Origin of the sequence: Muricoccus vinaceus (assembly GCF_042433125.1) — a bacterium.
Taxonomy (GTDB): domain Bacteria; phylum Pseudomonadota; class Alphaproteobacteria; order Acetobacterales; family Acetobacteraceae; genus Roseomonas; species Roseomonas vinacea.
In genome coordinates, this window is record NZ_JBHLVZ010000033.1 from 81,978 (window position 1) to 100,352 (window position 18,375).

Annotated in this window: 7 protein-coding genes; 6 read left to right on the forward strand and 1 reads right to left on the reverse strand. The window is 69.6% G+C overall.

Annotated features, from left to right (window positions below):
• Positions 1 to 8: 8 nt before the first annotated feature.
• The 5 genes from ACFFIC_RS13160 to ACFFIC_RS13180 all read left to right on the forward strand — a co-directional run bounded on the left by ACFFIC_RS13160 (position 9) and on the right by ACFFIC_RS13180 (position 15,548).
• On the forward strand, positions 9 to 989 hold the full coding sequence (locus tag ACFFIC_RS13160; RefSeq protein WP_377050988.1) for a Bug family tripartite tricarboxylate transporter substrate binding protein: 981 nt from the start codon (positions 9 to 11) through the stop codon (positions 987 to 989).
• Between the two features lie 201 nt (positions 990 to 1,190).
• Positions 1,191 to 7,523: a peroxidase family protein gene (locus ACFFIC_RS13165; RefSeq protein ID WP_377050990.1), complete on the forward strand. Its 6,333-nt coding sequence runs from the start codon at positions 1,191 to 1,193 to the stop codon at positions 7,521 to 7,523.
• Positions 7,524 to 7,626: 103 nt separating this feature from the next.
• Positions 7,627 to 11,346, forward strand: coding sequence for a peroxidase family protein (locus ACFFIC_RS13170; RefSeq protein WP_377050992.1), 3,720 nt, complete (start codon positions 7,627 to 7,629; stop codon positions 11,344 to 11,346).
• Positions 11,347 to 11,633: 287 nt separating this feature from the next.
• On the forward strand, positions 11,634 to 14,663 hold the full coding sequence (locus tag ACFFIC_RS13175) for an ATP-binding protein (RefSeq protein WP_377050994.1): 3,030 nt from the start codon (positions 11,634 to 11,636) through the stop codon (positions 14,661 to 14,663).
• 180 nt (positions 14,664 to 14,843) lie between these two features.
• Entirely contained in the window at positions 14,844 to 15,548 is a 705-nt protein-coding gene (locus ACFFIC_RS13180) for a response regulator (protein ID WP_377050996.1), read from the forward strand.
• A 29-nt stretch (positions 15,549 to 15,577) separates the two neighbouring features.
• Here the strand turns inward: ACFFIC_RS13180 and ACFFIC_RS13185 are convergent, their stop codons facing one another.
• Entirely contained in the window at positions 15,578 to 17,257 is a 1,680-nt protein-coding gene (locus ACFFIC_RS13185; protein WP_377050998.1) for a Na/Pi cotransporter family protein, read from the reverse strand.
• A gap of 135 nt (positions 17,258 to 17,392) precedes the next feature.
• Here ACFFIC_RS13185 and ACFFIC_RS13190 point away from each other — a divergent pair, with 135 nt between their 5' ends.
• Complete coding sequence (locus ACFFIC_RS13190; RefSeq protein WP_377051000.1) at positions 17,393 to 18,373, forward strand: dihydrodipicolinate synthase family protein; 981 nt, start codon at positions 17,393 to 17,395, stop codon at positions 18,371 to 18,373.
• The last annotated feature ends 2 nt before the right edge of the window (positions 18,374 to 18,375 follow it).

Consider the following 18,375-nt stretch of genomic DNA (forward strand, 5'->3'; position numbering starts at 1 on the left):
AGGATTCCATGAAGTTCATCCACCGCCGCGGCCTCGCCGCCCTGCTGGGGGCCGCGGCCCTTTTCGCACCGCTCGCGGCGCGCGCCGCGGACCCGCCCTTCACGCGCGACATCCGCTTCCTCAACCCCTTCGCGCCCGGCGGCACCTCGGACCTGATCGGGCGCATCCTGGCGGAGCAGCTGGGCAAGCAGGTGGGGCAGCAGGTGGTGGTGGAGAACCGCACCGGCGGCGGCGGCGTGGTGGCGACGCAGGAGCTGACGCGGAGCGCGCCGGACGGGCACACCATCCTGCTGGCCTCCATGGGGATCCTGACGGTGACGCCGCAGATGCAGGCGCTGCCCTATGACGTGGACCGCGACGTCATTCCCGTCACCAACATCGCCTCGGTCTACAACATCCTCGTCGCCGGGCCGAACTCGCCGGTCCGCACCTGGCAGGACCTGGCGCGGCTGGCGAAGGAGCGCGGGCGGAACACCAGCTGCGCGACGGTGGGCGCGGGATCGAGCCAGCAGCTGTCCTGCATCCTGTTCGGCGCGCTGACGGGCACGACGATCACGCAGGTGCCCTACCGTGGCGGCGCGCCCGCCATTCTCGACATCTCCACCGGGCGGGTGGACGTGATGTTTGGCAACATGCCGGAGTTCCTCGGCCAGATCCGCGACGGGGGCCTTCGCGCGGTAGCCTATGGCGCGGCCGAGGCCTCTCCCCTGATCCCCAACCTTCCCGTCATCTCGAAGGACGGGCTGCCGGGTTTCGTGATTCCATCCTGGTTCGGCGTGGTGCTGCCCGGGCGCACGCCGGACGCCATGGTGGCGCGCTGGAACGCGGAGCTGAACCGCGCGATGGCGGCGCCCGAGGTGCAGCGGCGCTTCACCGAGAACGGGCTGCAGATGATCGGCGGCACGCGGGAGGACTTCCAGCGCCAGATCGCGGCGGACCGGCAGCGCTGGGGCGCGATCATCCGCGAGCACAACATCCGGCCGGAATAGGGCGCGCCCCCGGCTTTCCGGCGCGGCCTAATCCGTTCGGATTAGGCCGCGCCGCCAGGGGACTACGCCGATTCCCCCGACGGCTAGGCCTGATGTCCAGCTAGCAGCGCCAACAATCCCGGGCCGATCATCCGCCCGGGAGAACACCGCCCCGCGGCACTCCCGTCAGAGCAAATCCCCTTGCCCGATCGGAGTTGCGCGATGACCTTCACCGTGAACCAGGACGATCTCGCCTTCATCCTGAAGCAGATCCAGATCGCCGAGCGCGTTTCCGCCGGCGAGTCCCTCACCTCGGTCATCGGCCAGGACGCGGCGCTGCTTCCCTTCGGCCTGCGCGCGGTGGATGGCAGCGACAACAACCTCAATCCCGGCAGCACGCTGAACGGCGCCGCGGGAAACACCTTTCCGCGCCTGCTGGACCCTTCCTACATCAACAACACGGGGTCGGGGCCCTTCGGTCCCGTGACCAACACGAACTACCAGGCGCCGGGCGATGTGGTGGACACCGCCCCGCGCACGATCAGCAACCTGATCACCAACCAGACCGTGGACAACCCCGCCGCCGTCGAGGCCTGGCTCGCCAACCCGCTGTCGGTTGAAGCCTGGCAGGCCACGAACCCCGGCAAGACCCCCGTGGCGCCCAGCTCCAGCCTGGCGGGCGACGGCATCCATGTCGCCCTCACGAATGCCGATCTCGCGTACATTCCGAACCAGTCGCCCGACATCGGCCTGTCGCCCGGCTTCAACTCCTGGATGACCTTCTTCGGGCAGTTCTTCGACCACGGGCTGGACCTTGTCACCAAGGGCGGCAACGGCACGGTCTACATCCCCCTGAAGGCGGACGACCCTCTGATCACCGTCGGCCCGGACGGCATTGCCGGCACTGGCGACGAGGTCACCAACCCGCAGCTTCAGTTCATGGCGCTGACGCGGGCAACGCCCTTCGTGGTGAACGGCGTTGTGCAGGCGGAGAACACGACCACCGCCTTCGTGGACCAGAACCAGACCTATACCTCCCACGCATCGCACCAGGTGTTTCTGCGCGAGTACGCGAGGGTTGATACCGGTGAGGGGCTGAGGACGGTCGCGACCGGCCGGCTGCTGGACGGCACGGTGCAGGGCGGTTCCCAGAACGGTGCGATCGGAAACTGGGGCGATGTGAAGGCGCAGGCGCTGGCCATGCTCGGGATCGAGCTGACCGACTTCGACGTGCACAACGTGCCCCTGCTCCGCACCGACCCTTACGGCCGCTTCATCCCCGACCCCGCGACCGGCTACGCGCAGGTGATCACCGGCGCGGGGGCGGACGGCATCCTGAACACCGCCGACGACATCGTGGCGTCGGGCACGCCGGCGGCGCCGGTGCGGCTGGAGGAAGTGGGCGCGCTTCGCACCGGGCATGCCTTCCTGAACGACATCGCCCACCACGCCACCCCCGGCTTCAGAGACTTCAACCACGACGGCATCATGAACGGGAACGATGTTCGTCAGGTGGCGGACAGCGATCCCGGCGTGGGGGATGACAACAATCCCCTGACCTATGACGACGAGATGCTGAACGCGCACTTCATCACCGGCGACGGGCGCGGCAACGAGAACATCGCGCTGACCGCGGTTCACTCGGTTTTCCATTCCGAGCACAATCGGCTGGTGGAGGCCAGCAGGGCCACGATCCTGGCCACCGACGACAAGGCCTTCATCAACGAGTGGCTGCTGGTGGACCTCGGCGCGGACGATGCCATTCCGGCCAACCCTGCGGCGCTGGTCTGGGACGGTGAGCGGCTGTTCCAGGCGGCCAAGTTCGTCACGGAGATGCAGTACCAGCACCTGGTGTTCGAGGAGTTCGCGCGGTCGGTGCAGCCGAACGTGGACCCCTTCGTGTTCACCAACAGCGCCGAAATCGACGCCTCGATCCTCGCCGAATTCGCGCATGTGGTGTACCGCTTCGGCCACTCCATGCTGACCGACACGGTGGACCGGCTGGAGAACGACCTGACCACGGTGAACGGCGACGCGAACCAGGAAACCCTGATCGCCGCCTTCCTGAACCCGCAGATGTACCTGGCCAGCGGCGGTGACCTCGCGACCACCAACGCCAACATCATCCGCGGCCTGACGCGCGACGTCGGCAACGAGATCGACGAGTTCGTGGTGCCGGCGCTGCAGACGAACCTCCTGGGCCTGCCCCTTGACCTGCCAGCGCTGAACATCGCCCGAGGGCGCGAGCAGGGCATTCCCTCGCTCAACGACACGAGGGCGCAGCTTTACCATGACTTCAGCGACCCGAACCTCAAGCCCTATGTGAGCTGGGCGGACTTCGCCCAGAACATCAAGAATCCTCTCTCGATCATCAACTTCATCGCCGCCTACGGCACGCACGCGACGGTCGTAGGTGCGGCCACGCTGGAGGCCAAGCGCGGGGCGGCGTCGCTGCTGGTGCTGGGCGGCTCCGGCGCACCGGCCGACCGCCTCGATTTCCTGAACGCGCGTGGGATCTATGCTCCCGACGGCTCGGGCCCGAACGACGACAGCCGCGGCGGCCTGAACCATGTGGACCTTTGGATCGGCGGCCTGGCGGAGGAGAAGAAGGAGTTCGGCGGCATGCTGGGCTCCACCTTCAACTTCGTCTTCGAGTACCAGCTGGAGCACCTGCAGAACGGCGACCGGATGTATTATCTGAGCCGCACGCAGGGGCTGAACCTGCTCAACCAGCTCGAGCCCAACACCTTCACCGACATGGTGATGCGTAACACGGCGCTCGGCGACCAGTACGCCACCCACCTGAACGGCAGCCTCTTCAAGACGCCTGACGTCATTCTCGAGCTCGACCGCGGGATCGCGCAGGAAGGGGCGGACCCGGAATGGGACGGCGCGGCGCAGCAGGGGATCGATCCCAAGGTGGTGCGCGACTACACCGGCGCGTCCACGATCGACGTGGGCGGGGTGCAGCATGATGTCGGCGGCACCCTGAAGTTCAGCGGCGGCGAGCACGTGGTGCTGGGCGGCACCGAGGGCAACGACACCCTGATCGGCGACAAGGGCATCGACACCCTGTGGGGTGACGGGGGCGACGACCGCCTCGATGCCGGCATGGAGTCCGACCAGGTCTTCGGCGGCACGGGCGACGACATCATCGAGGATCCCTTCGGCGACGACATGCTGCGCGGCGAGGACGGCAACGACGTCATCAGCGGCGGCACCGGCATCGACCTCCTGTTCGGAGGGAGCGGCCAGGACTTCATCATGGGCAGCACGGACACCAAGGAGGTCTTCGCCGGCGAGGGGAACGACTTCATCCTGGGCGGAAGCGCGCCGGACGGGTTGATGGGGAACGAGGGCGACGACTGGATCGAGGGCGGGGAGGGATTCGACGGGCTGTCGGGCGAGAATTCGCAGCTGTTCTTCAACAGCACCATCGTCGGCCACGACGTGCTGAACGGGCAGAGCAACGACACCGACTATGACGGGGAGAACGGCGACGACATCATGGTTCAGGGGGCCGGGATCCAGCGCAACAACGGCATGGACGGCTTCGACTGGGCGATTCACAAGGGCGCCACGAACCCGGCCGACTCCGACCTGGGCATCCGCCCCTTCGACACGCGGCAGGCGCTGATCCTGCGGGATCGCTTCGACTCCGTCGAGGGTCTGTCGGGCTGGAAGTTCAACGACGTGCTGACGGGTGCGGCGAAGCTGCTCGCCGGCGAGGCCTTCGCGGATTCCCTGACCCAGGCGAGCGTGGACCGGATCGACGGGCTGCGGGCCATGCTGGGCGTGGCGGCCGGTCCGGCGGACCAAGTGGTGATGGACACGGATACCGGTGCCGAGATCATCATCGGCGGCGCCGGGAACGACGTGATCCGCGGCAACCTGGGCGACGACTTCATCGACGGCGACGCCTGGCTGAACGTGCGGATCGCCGTGCATGCCAACAAGGACGGCACGGGGCCGGTGATCCGTTCGGTGGACAGCCTGAACGAGATCAAGGCCGAGATGCTGGCCGGTACGATCAACCCGGGCCAGCTCCAGATCGTCAGGGAGATCGTCTATGCCGGGGTAACCCCGGCGGAGGTGGACACCGCGGTGTTCAGCGGAAACTTCGCCGACTACACGATCAGCGCGCCGGATGCCAACGGCGTGCGCGTGGTGACGGATACCGTGGGAACCGATGGGTCGGACCACGTCCGGAACGTCGAGCGGATGCAGTTCGCGGACCAGACGCTGGTGGTTTCCTCCACCAACGCCGTGGCCACCGGCATTGTCACGGTCAGCGACACCACGCCGACGGAAAAGCAGGTGCTGACGGCGACGGTGGTGTCGCTGAGCGATCCCAACCTGATCCGTGCCGGCACGATCGCCATTCACTGGCAGGTTTCCGACGGGACCGGCTGGCAGGACATCCTGGGCGCGACCGGGGCCAGCTTCACGCCGGGCGATGCCGAGGCAGGGCTGGAACTGCGGGCGGTGGCGACGTTCCTCGACGGCCTCGGGGTGCCAGAGGCCGTTGCCTCCGCCGCCACGGCCGCAGTGATCCCCGTGAACGACGCGCCGACCGACATTCTTTCCGATCCGCTCCTGGTTGACGAGAACGTCGTGAACGGCACGGTTGTCGGCACGGTGACGGGGGTGGACCCGGACTCGACGGGGCTGACCTACAGCCTGACCAACAATGCGGGTGGCCGCTTCGCGATCAATGCCGCCGGGCAGATCACGGTGGCTGACCGGGTCCTGCTCGACTTCGAGCAGAGCGCGAGCCATGTGGTGCAGGTGAGCGTGAGCGACGGCAGCCTGTCCTTCGCGCAGAACGTGACGATCGCGGTGCAGGACATTGCCCCGGAGAACCTGGTGGGCGACGCCCGGGCGAACATCCTTCGTTCCGGCGCCGGATCCGACACCCTGAACGGGCTGAGCGGTGCGGACGACATGGCGGGCGGTGCCGACAGCGACACCTACCTGGTGGACAATGCCGGCGACGCCGTGACGGAACTGGCCGGGGGCGGCGCGCTGGACGTGGTGTTCACCTCGGCGAGCTGGACCATGACAGCGGGTTCCGAAATCGAGGAACTGCGGAGCAACTATGGTGCCGGTGCCACGGGGCTGACGCTCACGGGCAACGGCCTGGCCAACACCATCATCGGCGGCGGCGCGGCGGACCAGTTGCTTGGCGGCGCGGGTGCGGACACCCTGACGGGCGCGGCCGGGAGCGACACGCTGACGGGCGATGCGGGTGCGGACCGGCTGGAGGGTGGGCTGGGGCAGGACTCCATGCTGGGCGGGGCGGGCAGCGACACCTACCTGGTGGACAACACGGGCGACATCGTGGTGGAGCTTGCGGGCGGCGGTGCGCTGGACGTGGTGTTCGCCTCGGCGAACTGGACCATGGCGGCGGGCGCGGAGATCGAGGAGCTCAGGAGCAACTACGGCGCCGGCGGCACGGGGCTGACGCTCACGGGCAACGGCCTGGCCAACACCATCATCGGCGGCGGCGCGGCGGACCAGTTGCTTGGCGGCGCGGGTGCGGACACCCTGACGGGCGCGGCCGGGAGCGACACGCTGACGGGCGGTGCGGGTGCGGACCGGCTGGAGGGTGGCACCGGTGTGGACTCCATGCTCGGTGGCGCGGACAGCGACACCTATCTGGTGGACAACATCGGCGACATCGTGGTCGAGCTGGCGGGCGGGGGTGCGCTGGACGTGGTGTTCGCTTCGGCGAGCTGGACCATGGCGGCGGGCGCGGAGATCGAGGAGCTGCGCAGCAACTACGGCGCCGGCGCCACGGGGCTGACGCTCACGGGCAACGGCCTGGCCAACACCATCATTGGCGGCGGCGCGGCGGATGGCCTTTCCGGAGGCAACGGCAACGACACGCTGATCGGCGGCGGGGGAATCGACACGCTGACGGGCGGTGCGGGTGCGGACCGGCTGGAGGGTGGCACGGGGCAGGACTCCATGCTGGGCGGGGCGGACAGCGACACCTACCTGGTGGACAACACGGGCGACATCGTGGTGGAGCTGGCAGGGGGCGGTGCGCTGGACGTGGTGTTCACCTCGGCGAACTGGACCATGGCGGCGGGGTTGGAGATCGAGGAGCTCAGGAGCAACTACGGCGTCGGCGGCACGGGGCTGACGCTCACGGGCAATGACCTCGTGAACCTGGTGGTGGGCGGCAGCGCGGCGGACCAGCTCTTCGGTGGTGGGGGGAATGACACCCTGTCCGCCGGGGGAGGCAGCGACACCATCGCCGGGGGCTCCGGCAACGACACCATGACCGGCGCCGGGGGAAGCGACACCTTCGTCTTCGCCGCCGGCTTCGGCACCGACCGCATCACGGACTTCGATGCAAACCCGGCCGGTGGGCAGGACCTGATCGACCTCACCTCCTATGCCGCCATCACGGCGGGCAGCTTCGCCGCCCAGGTGGCGATCGCGCAGGTCGGCGCGGCGGTACGGATCAGCATCGGGGCCGATACGATCACCCTGGCCGCGACAAACGTCGCGACGATCACCGCGTCGGACTTCATCTTCCACGTCTGAGCAGACAGGCCTGGGCGATGCACGGGGGCCGGCGCGGTGACGCCGCGCCGGCCCCTTCTCCTTGCGGTGACTCCGGCCAACCCATCCCGATGAAACAGCCACGATGACGATCGAGCTTCGGCCAGAGGACGCGGCGTTCCTGACGGAACTCTTCGCCGACGGCGAGTTCCGGAAGGTCAATGGAGAGGGAAACAACCTCGCCCATCCAAGCTGGGGCAACGCGGACCAGCCCTTTGTCCGGCTGACGCCCGCGCATTTCGAGCCGGGCACGGTGAACGGCGTGCGGCAGACCGGGGCTTCCGGCAGCCTGCTGCCCAATGAGCGCCTGATCAGCGACGTGGTGTCGGAGCGCGTGGATCAGGGCGGGCAGTCGGTGGACATGCCGAACACCCATGGCACCAATCTCCTTCTCATGTCCTTCGGTCAGTTCTTCGACCATGGGCTGGACTTCTACGATCGCGGCGGCGGGTCGCAGGTGGTGGACCTCGGCGGGATCAACGGGACGCTCTCGCGGATCGCGGCCGCAAACCCGGGGCTGAACATCGACACGACGGACAACATCCTGGCCCAGGGAGTGCCGCCGCAGCTCCAGTTCCTGATCGGCGGGCGTGCCGCACGCTACACGGTCGATGCCGGTGGCCATGCGGTTCTCGACAATGCCGGCGGGACGGAGCACCTGAACAAGGTCTCCCCCTTCGTCGACCAGAACCAGACCTACGGCTCCGAGCCGGGCATGACCTGGCTGCTGCGCGAGACGGCGCGCGATGCCGGCGGGCAGGTGATGCGCGATGCGGAGGGGTACCTGGTCAAGACCTTCCGGCTGCTCGACGGGCATCAGGAGGTCGGACCGGACGGCGTCAGCCGCGGCACGCTCGCGACCTACCGTGACATCCTGCTGAACAACGGCCTCGCCCAGGCGGACATGGACCATGCCCTTCTCCTGGCGGGCAGCCCGGGCGGGGACCAGGCCGGCTGGAACTTCCTCCGGGCGGCGCGGGGTTTCGTGGACTTCGCCGATATCGGTGACGGCAAGCACACGATCATGATCGGGGACAAGAACGACTTCGACACCTCGCCGCTCGACCGGAGCGGCAACCCGGACCCGAACTTTAGCCTTGAAAGCCTGCTTTCCTACTATGTCGGCGGCGATCACCGCGCCAACGAGAACGTGGCGCTGACGGCCGTGCACACGGTGTTCCACCGCGAGCACAACGTCCAGGCCGGGCAGCTCCACGCGCTGCACCCGGAGTGGAGCGACGAGCAGGTGTTCCAAATGGCCAAGGTCATCACCTCGGCCGAGTACCAGCGGGTGGTGTTCGACGAGTTCGCGGCCAAGATGTCGGGCGAGATCCCCGGCAGCGGGGACCACGGCTTCTCCGGCTACGACCCCGGCGTCAACGCCACGATTTCGGACGAGTTCGCCGGTGCGATGTACCGGGTCGGGCATTCCATGATCAACGAGACGATCCCTTACGTGAACGTGGACGGGACGCTGCGCGAGGTGCCGCTGATCGATGCCTTCCTCAACCCCGCGATGTTCGGCGGGCAGGACGGGGCGCATCCGGAGGTCGGCGGCGGCACCGCCTCCTTTATCGCGGGCGGCACCCGCGTGGCGCATCAGCGGATCGACGAGGTGATCGTCGAGGCCGTGCGGAGCGAGCTTCTCGGACTGCCGCTCGATCTGGGTGCGGCCAACATCATGCGCGGACGGGAGCTGGGGCTGCCCTCCCTGAATGAGTTCAGGTCCTATGTCAGTGCCCATGGCACGAGCCTTTCCCGGCTTGGCCAGGCTTCGGACTATGCCGCGGGCTCCGGCGCTCCCTCGATGACGGCCTATCAGAGCTGGGACGACTTCGGCGCGCATCTTCGCGGCAATGCCGCCCAGAGGGCAGAGCTGCTCGGCCTTTTCAAGGCGGTCTATGGCGAGGACCATGTGGACTCCTCCAGCGGCCTGCTGAACGGGACCGGGATCAGCCATGTGAACGACGTCGATCTCTGGATCGGCGGCCTGGCGGAGAACCCCACCGGCGCCAGCCAGATGGGCGCCACCTTCACCTGGATCTTCCAGGAGCAGCTCGACCGGCTGCAGGAGGGCGACCGCTTCTACTACCTGCACCAGCTCGACGGCACCATGCTGGTGAACGACATCAACGCGCAGCACCTGTCGGACCTGATCGCGCGCAACACGGGTATCGCCCACGGGCACTGGGACACCTTTCAGGTGTCCGAGGAGCGCGACATGCAGGCCGGCGAGGCGGACCACGACTTCTCGGCTGCCTCCGCCGCCAATGGCGTGGCGCTGGTGCTGGTGGGCAACGGGCTGGGCAACGTGATCACCGGCAGCGCCGGGGATAACACGATCTACGGGGGGAAGGGCGACGACACGATCAGCGGCGGCGGCGGCAACGATGCCCTGCACGGGGAGGACGGCAACGATACCCTGTACGCCGGCAGCAGCACCGGAAGCGGCAAGCGCGATGCCATGCTCTACGGCGAGGCGGGCGATGACCGTCTGAACGGTGGGCTGGGGGGCGACAGCCTCTTCGGCGGCGACGGGGCCGACACCATCACGGGTGGGGCCGGCAAGGACTTTCTGTCGGGCGGCGCGGGCGACGACTGGCTGACACCGGGATCGGACCGAGACGAGGTGGATGGCGGCGCCGGGACCGACACGGTGGATTACGGCGCTTCCGGCGCCGGCGTGACGATCGACCTGCGCGTGGCGGCCGGCAAGTTCCTGGCGCCCGAGGCCGCAGGAGGCGACGCCGCCCGGGACAACATCCTGAACGTGGAGAACGTGATCGGCTCGCGCTTCGCCGACCGCATCCGAGGCGACGCGGGCGCCAACCTGATCGAGGGCGGTGCGGGCGCGGACGTGCTGTCGGGTGAGGGCGGGTTCGACATCGTCAGCTACGAGCACTCGGCCGCCGGGGTGTCCGTGAACCTCGCCACCTCCTCGGCCAGCGGCGCCGACGCGCAGGGCGACACGCTTTCCGGCTTCGAGGGGGTGCGAGGCGGTGCCTCGGCCGACACGCTGAAGGGAAGCGGCGGGGACAACCTCCTTGGCGGGAATGGCGGCAACGACACGCTGTCCGGCGCGGCCGGCAACGACACCTTGACGGGTGGTGCGGGGACGGACCGGCTGGAGGGTGGCACGGGGCAGGACTCCATGCTGGGCGGGGCGGACAGCGACACCTACCTGGTGGACAACACGGGCGACATCGTGGTGGAGCTTGCGGGCGGCGGTGCGCGGGACGTGGTGTTCGCCACGGCGAACTGGACCATGGCGGCGGGCTCGGAGATCGAGGAGCTGCGCAGCAACTACGGTGCCGGCGCGACAGGGCTGACACTGACCGGCAATGACCTCGTGAACCTGGTGGTGGGCGGCGGCGCGGCGGACCGGCTCTTCGGGGGCGGAGGAAACGACAGGCTTGCCGCGGGCGCCGGCAACGACACGCTCGAGGGCGGTATGGGGGCGGACCGGCTGGAGGGCGCGGCGGGGGCGGATACGCTGCGGTACCACTCGGTGGCGGAGCAGGGCGACACCATCATCGGCTTCGTGTCGGGCCTGGACCGGGTCGAGGTCTCGGCCAAGGGCTTCGGTGGCGGGTTGTTGGCCGGCGCTCTCCTGGCCGGGCAGTTCGCCGTCAACACCACGGGCCAGGCCACGGCCCTGCCCGGGCAGGGGCAGTTCGTCTACGAGTCCGACGCCGGCAGGCTGTGGTGGGACGCCGATGGCGCGGGGGGCGCGAGCGGCGTGGTTCTCGCGACCCTGCCGGGCCATCCCGTGCTCGCGCTGGCCGACATCAGCGTGATCGCCTGATGGAGCCGGCCAGGTGCGATGCCCTGGCGGGCGCTCCCCGCGGCGCGGCGGTCGCGATCTGCTCCGCCCGCGATCCGTTGCGATGCAGTTACAAGTTGCCAAGCCGGATCGCGTATGGGTTCATCGGGCCTTCGGGGTGGCGTGCACCCCATCCAGGCCCGGCCGCATCAATGGTCGCGCGGCTGGGTGGCTCCCGGTGGCCTGGCGGGGAAACGGGGCGGCCCGCCGCCACGCCGGGATGGCCCAGGCGGGCCACCCCTACGCCGCTCGCGTGAAAGGACGAGGCGATGAAGCGATCCCGCACGCTCCTCAGGCACCTGATGGTCTTCGTGCTGGTGCTTACCGTTCCGATCCTGGTTGTCGCCTTCATCGTCACCTACTCCTTCGCCAACGCGGAGCGCTCGCGCCTCGAGGCCTCGGCGGACAACGCGAACCAGGAGATCGTCACGCTGGTGGAGCGGGAGATCTCGTCCCGGCTCGCGATGCTCCAGGCGCTGGCGACCGCGCCGTCGCTCCAGACCGGCGACATCGCGGCCTTCGAGGCGCAGGCCCGCGAGTTCTCGCGCAGGACCGGCGTGCTGACCGCGCTGTTCGATCCCGCCGGCATGCAGCTGATGAGCACGCACCATGCTCCGGGCGCACCGCTGCACCCGACGGGCGATCCGGACCTCGTGGAGGAGGTGATGCGGTCCCGGCAGGCCTATGTGTCCAACCTGTTCCGTTCATGGGAACTGCAGCACCTCCGCACGCAGGTCGCGGTGCCGGTGATGCGGGGCGGCGAGGTCGCCGCCATTCTTTCGAGCACCATGATGCCCGAGCGGTTGGCGCAGCTGCTGCGGGAGGGGCTGCCGCCCGGGCCTTTCTACGCGACGATCCTGGACCGCAAGGGAATCATCATCGCCCGTTCCACCGGGCATGAGAGGATGGCCGGCAAGCCGCTGCCCATGCTGGCGGAGCGCAGCCAGGGGCTCCGCGGCAGCGTTTCCATGGCCTCGGCGGACGGCATTCCGGTGTTTGCCTATTACCGCCGGCCGGCAGCGTCGGGCTGGGTGATCGCGGCGGCCGTGGAGCAGGCGGCGCTGACCACGCCCTTGACCGACAGCCTGCGGATGTTCGCGGCCTCCGCGCTGGGACTGGCGGGGGTGGCGGTGCTCGGCGCGTGGTGGATCGGCCGGCGCCTGACCCATGCCCACAAGGAGCTGGTGGGGGCCGCCGTCGCGATCGGGGAGGGCAGGACCGTCTCCCCGCCCGTCACGCAGATCCACGAGGTGAACCTGGTCGGGCAGATCCTGGCGGCCGCGTCACGCTCCATCGCGTCGCACGCCGAGGAGACGCGGCTGGTGCAGCGGCAGCTCGAGGTGCGCGTGGAGGAAAGGACGCGGGAGCTTTCCGCCAAGCGCGCGCTGCTGGAAACCACCATCGACACGATGAACCAGGGCCTGATCGTCTTCGACGAGCGGGGGCGGATTCCCGTGTGCAACGCCCGGGCCCGCAACATGCTGGATCTGCCCTGGCCCCTGATGGACCGGCAGCCGGGCGTGGAGGAGGTGATCGCCCTGCTGGAGCTGCGCGGCATTCCGCTGCATTCCGCCGATGGCGCCTCGCACCTGCTGCGGCCGGCCGCGGGCTGTGCCCCGGTGTTCGAGGTCGAGTGGCCGGACGGCACGGTGCTGGAGGTCCAGGCCATGCCGGTGCGGGACGGGCTGGGATTCGTGCAAACCTTTTCCTCCGTGACCGAGCAGCGCCGCCACGCGCGCGAGCTGGAGGAGGCCAAGGACGCGGCGGTGCGGGCCAGCAGGGCGAAGGACGAGTTCCTGGCCACGATGAGCCACGAGATGCGCACGCCGCTGAACGCGGTGATCGGATATTCCGAGCGGTTCCTGCGCGACCAGGCGCTGAGCCTGCAGGCGCGCCGGATGGCCGAGCACATCCTGAGCGCCGGCTCGGCGCTGCTGTGCCTGGTGAACGACGTGCTGGACATCGGCAGGATCGAGGCGGGGATCATCGATGTCCGCCACGAGTCCTTTCTCGTGACGGCGCTGGTGGAGGAAGCCATCTCGCTCGTCCAGCCCCTCTCCACCGACAAGGGGCTCGCGCTGGACGTCGTGCTGGGGGAGGGGCTGGGCGGGTTCTTCCGGGGCGACCGGGACCGGCTGCGGCAGGTCCTGCTCAACCTTCTCAACAACGCCATCAAGTTCACCGCGGCCGGTGGCGTGCGGCTGCGGGTGGCGCGGCGGGACACGCCCCGGGGCGACCGCATACGCTTCAGCGTCATCGACACGGGCATCGGCATCGCGAAGTCGGATCAGGGCAAGCTGTTCCAGGGCTTCTTCCAGGTGGACCCCACGATCAGCCGGCGCTTCGGCGGCGTCGGGCTGGGCCTCGTCATCTCCAGGCGGCTCGTTGAGCGGATGGGCGGGGCCATCGGCGTGGAGAGCGCGCCGGGCGAGGGATCAACCTTCTGGTTCGAGGTCACGCTCACCCCCGTGCCGCCCGGAGAGGCGGCGGGGAAGGACCCGCCGGCGGTGCCGCGCCCCGCGCGGATCCTCGTCGCCGAGGACCTGGCGATTAACCAGGAACTGGCCCGCGAGCTGCTGGAGTCCGACGGGCACCGGGTGGAGGTGGTCTCCAACGGCGTGGAGGCCGTGGAGGCCGCGCGCGGCGGGCCCTACGACCTCGTGCTGATGGACGTGTCCATGCCGGAGATGGACGGGCTGGCTGCGGCGCGGCTGATCCGGAGCGCGGATCCGGCCCGCGCGCTTCCCATCGTGGCCTGCACGGCAAACGTGTTCACGGCCCGGCTGGCCGAATTCAGGGAGGCGGGCGTGGACGCCTATCTGCGCAAGCCCCTGCGGCAGTCCGAGCTCCGCGAAACCATCCAGCGCGTGCTCACGATCCGGCCGGAGGCCCGGTGCAGACCTGAGGAGGGCCACGGCCAACCCAAGGCTCCTGACGCCGAATGCCTGGATGCCGGGTGCTTCGATGCCCCTGGCATCGTGTCGCTCCTTGGGGCGAAGCGGGTGATCGCGGCGCTGGATGGCCTGATGGCGCAGCTCCGGACCCTGGCTGCCCTGGAGCCGGCGCGGTCCGGAGGGCACCAGGGCCTGGCGGACCGGGCCCATACGCTGATCTCCACGGCCAGCATCCTCGGGATGGTCGGCTTGGCGCAGGGGTCCCGCGACCTGGAGATCGCGTGCCACGAGGGAGGCGCCGTGGAGGCGGCACTGGAGCGCCTGATGCAGGTCGCGGAGCCGGCCCTGGTCGAACTGGAGCAGATCAGGGCGCGGATCGAAGCGCAGGACGAGGCGGCTGCTTAACTTTTGATAAAAAGAGAACATACTGCTTCGGCATCGGTTACGGGACGCCTAAAATATTCATTCACAATGTCTCGATTTGTTGCAAAGTGCAGACTAAAGACGCTCGGTTTTATTGACATGACGAAACGCTGGTGGTGATTTCAGGCTCACGGCAAGATGTGAGATGGCACGGGGAGCACCATGTCGCGGGATCGGCGCCTTCTGGGCCTGGTTGCAGATGACCATGAGATGTTCCGTGCCGCCTTCGCCGAGCTTCTAAGAAAAGAGTTCGATTTTTTCTTGGTGGCCGAGGCGGGTTCGCTGGAACAGACGCTGGAAGAACTTCATGCCAACCCGGCGATCGGTCTGGCCTTCATTGACCTGACAATGCCGGGAATGAATGGGCTTGTCAGCCTGGAAGCGATCCGCGCGGCCCATCCGGGGGTGCAGGTTGTGGTCGTCAGCGGGTCCGAGCGGCGCGAGGACATCCTCATGGCACTGAATGCCGGGGTTCACGGCTACATTCCCAAGGCGCTCGGGATCAAGGCCATCGCGATGGCCGTGGCGACGGTGCTCGGGGGGAACATCTTTGTGCCAACCGCCCTGACGATCCGCCCGGCCCTGCCTGTGCCGGCGCCGATCCTCGCGGCGGCCCCGCCCACGGGTGTGGCGATCGCCGCCCAGATGGCGGGCGGCGTGAAGCTTTCCGCACGCCAGCGCGAGGTCATCACCCTGCTGGCCCAGGGCAAGTCCAACAAGGAAATCGCGCGCGACCTGAAGCTTTCGGAGGGCACGGTGAAGGTTCACCTGAACGCGCTGTTCCGTGCGCTGGGCGCCCATAACCGGGTCGGGGCCGTGGCCGCCATGGACCGCGTCTTCGCCAGGGAGCGGCGCGTGGAGGCCTGAGCCGGGGGGAGCGGGCGGGAAGGGCCGGCTCAGGCGGCGGGGGCGGCGCGCAGGCGGCTGACGCGCAGCAGGCCCTCCCGCTCGAGCAACGGGTGGGCAAGCCCCGCGAGGTGGCCCGCGATCCCCTTGAGGTCGCGCGTGACGTCCAGCGCCAGGCGGGCGGTGGCGGCCGAGGCGTCGTCGGCGCTGCGGCCGAGGCGGTCGGCGGCGGCGCGCTCGGCCCGGCGCCAGGCCTCCTTCTCCACCACGAGCTGACGCGCGGCCGCGGTGTCGTGATCCATGAAGACGGCGAGCGCCAGCCGGAGCTGGGCGATGGCGCGGCCGTGCAGGGCGGCGAGCTCGTCGGCGAGCTCGGGCGGGAGCTGGGTGCCCCGGCGGACGGCGCGGGTGGCGTGGCGGGCGAGGCCGCGCTCCACCGTGTCGCCGACGTGTTCCAGCACGATGGCGAGGTCGCGGATCTCCTCCAGCCGCGTGGCCTCGGCGGGGGAAAGGGATTCGCGCGGAAGGCCGGCGAGGTAGGCGTGGACGGCGCGGTGAAGGTTGTCCACCACGTCGTCGCGCCGCGCGGTGGCGCGGGCGCGCTCGATATCGGCCCGGCGGAGGGCGGCGGCGGCGTCGCGCAACATGGCCTCCACCTCGTCGGCGATGCGCAGCGCCTCGCGCGCGGCGTTGGCGAGGGCGACGGCGGGGGTCCCGAAGGCTTCGGGGTCGAGGTAGCGCGGGGCCGCGGCATCGGCCGCCGCCGGGGGGGCGGGGAGCAGGCGGGCGAGAAAGCGGGCGAAGGGGGTGAGGAAGGGGAGGGTGGCCACCGCGAGGAGGAGGTTGAAGGCGAGGTGGGCATTGGCGACGAGGCGCGCGGGGGCGGGGTCCAGCGCGCGCAGGGCTTCGGTGAGCGGACCCACCAGGGCGAGGGCGAGAAGGGCGCCGGCCGTGCGGTTGGCCAGGTTGCCGATCGGCAGGCGCTGGCGGGACAGGTCGCGCACCTCCCCCCGGGCGGCGAGGACGGGGGTGATGGCGCTGCCGAGATTGGCGCCGACCACCATGGCGACGGCGGCCTCGGGCGTGAGGGCGCCGGCGCCGGCCAGCGAGCCCACCAGCAGCACGGCCGCCACGGAGGAGTGCATGGCCCAGGCCAGCAGGGCGGCGGCGACGAGGTTCAGCAGGGGGGAGCCCGCGAGCAGGTGCAGCACCTCCCGGAAGGCGGGTGAGGCCTGAAGGGGGGCCATGCTGTCGAGCATGAGGTGGAGGGCGGCCAGCATGAGGCCGAGGCCCATGACGGCGCGCCCCGCCTCGCGCTGGCGGAGCGTCGGGCGGCGGTAGGCGGCCCAGCCGAGCAGGACCAGGGCGGGGAACACCGCGCGCACGTCGAAGGAGAGAAGCTGCACGATCAGCGCCGTGCCGACATTGGCGCCGAGCATGGCGGCGAGCGCCGGCTCCAGCCCCAGCGTGCCGCGGGCGGCGAGGCCGCCCACCATCAGGGCGGCGGCGGTGCTGCTTTGCAGGGCGGCGGTGACGCCGAGGCCGGCGAGGAAGGCGCGGGGGCGGGAGCCGAGGGCGACGCCGACGGTGCGGCGGAGGTTGGCGCCGAAGGCCCGCTCCACGCCGCGCTGCACGAGGTGCAGGCCGAAGAGCAGGAGGGCGGCCTCCCCGGCCAGTTCAATCAGAAGGCGCAGCGCGTCCAAGCCATTCTCCCCGGGGAAGGCCTTCATATAAGCGCCGGGGGCCGCGAATTACACGCTTGATGTGGAAGGACGGGCATTCGGTTTGGAAGGATGCAAGGTGGGTGGGCTTTCCGGATCGTGCCGCCTGCCGATAGGCTGCGCACGGCATTCCCGGAGGACGGCATGAGCGGGACCTATGATCGGGCTGGCGCGAAGGCGTTCGCCCGCGCCCATCTGCGGGGCATCTGGTGCGCGGCGCCCACGCCCATGCGGGCGGATCTTTCCCTGGACGAGGCGGGGTTCCGGGCGAACCTGCGGCACTGGTTCACCGAACTCGGCGTCGACGGGGTGTTCGTGGCGGGGAAGCAGGGCGAGTTCTTCTCGCTCTCGGTGGCCGAGCGGAAGCGGCTGTTCTCGGTGGCGGCGGAGGTGGCGCGGGAAACGGGCAGGCGGACGATCATGTCCTGCTCCGACCAGAACCTGGACACGGTGCTGGAGCTGGCGGCGCATGCGGAGGGCTGCGGGGCCGACTTCATCGTGGTGCACGCGCCGGTGCTGCACTTCCTGCACGAGCGGGACGAGACGCTGGTGGAGTATTACCGCCACATCGGCGAGCGCACGCCCCTGGGGATCGCGATGTGGTCGCATCCGGACAGCGGCTACCTGATGAGCCCGGACCTGTGCCTGCGGATCGCGGAGATCCCGAACGTGGTGGCGATCAAGTATTCCGTGCCGCGCCCGATGTACTCGGAGCTGTCCCGCCGCGCCGGGGAGGCGCTGCTGGTCAGCACGGCCAGCGAGGAGGAGTGGCTGGACAACATCCTGGAGCTGGGATGGCGGCTGTATCTCTGCTCCTCCCCGCCCGCCATGCTGCAGACGGCGGGCGATGCGCGGATGCGGGAATACACGGACCTGGCCTTCGCCGGGCGGGCGGAGGCGGCGCGGCGGGTTTTCGACAGCCTGGCCCCGGTGCGGGCCGCCATCCGCTCCACCAAGCCGGGGGGCAAGCCGCCCGCGCACACGAAATACTGGATGGAGCTTCTGGGGCAGGCCGGCGGGCCGGTGCGGCGGCCGATGCTGGACCTGACGGAGGCGGAGCGGGCGGCGACGCGGGCGGCCTTCGAGGGCTGCGGGCTTCGGCCGGTGCGGCAGGCGGCGGAATAGGG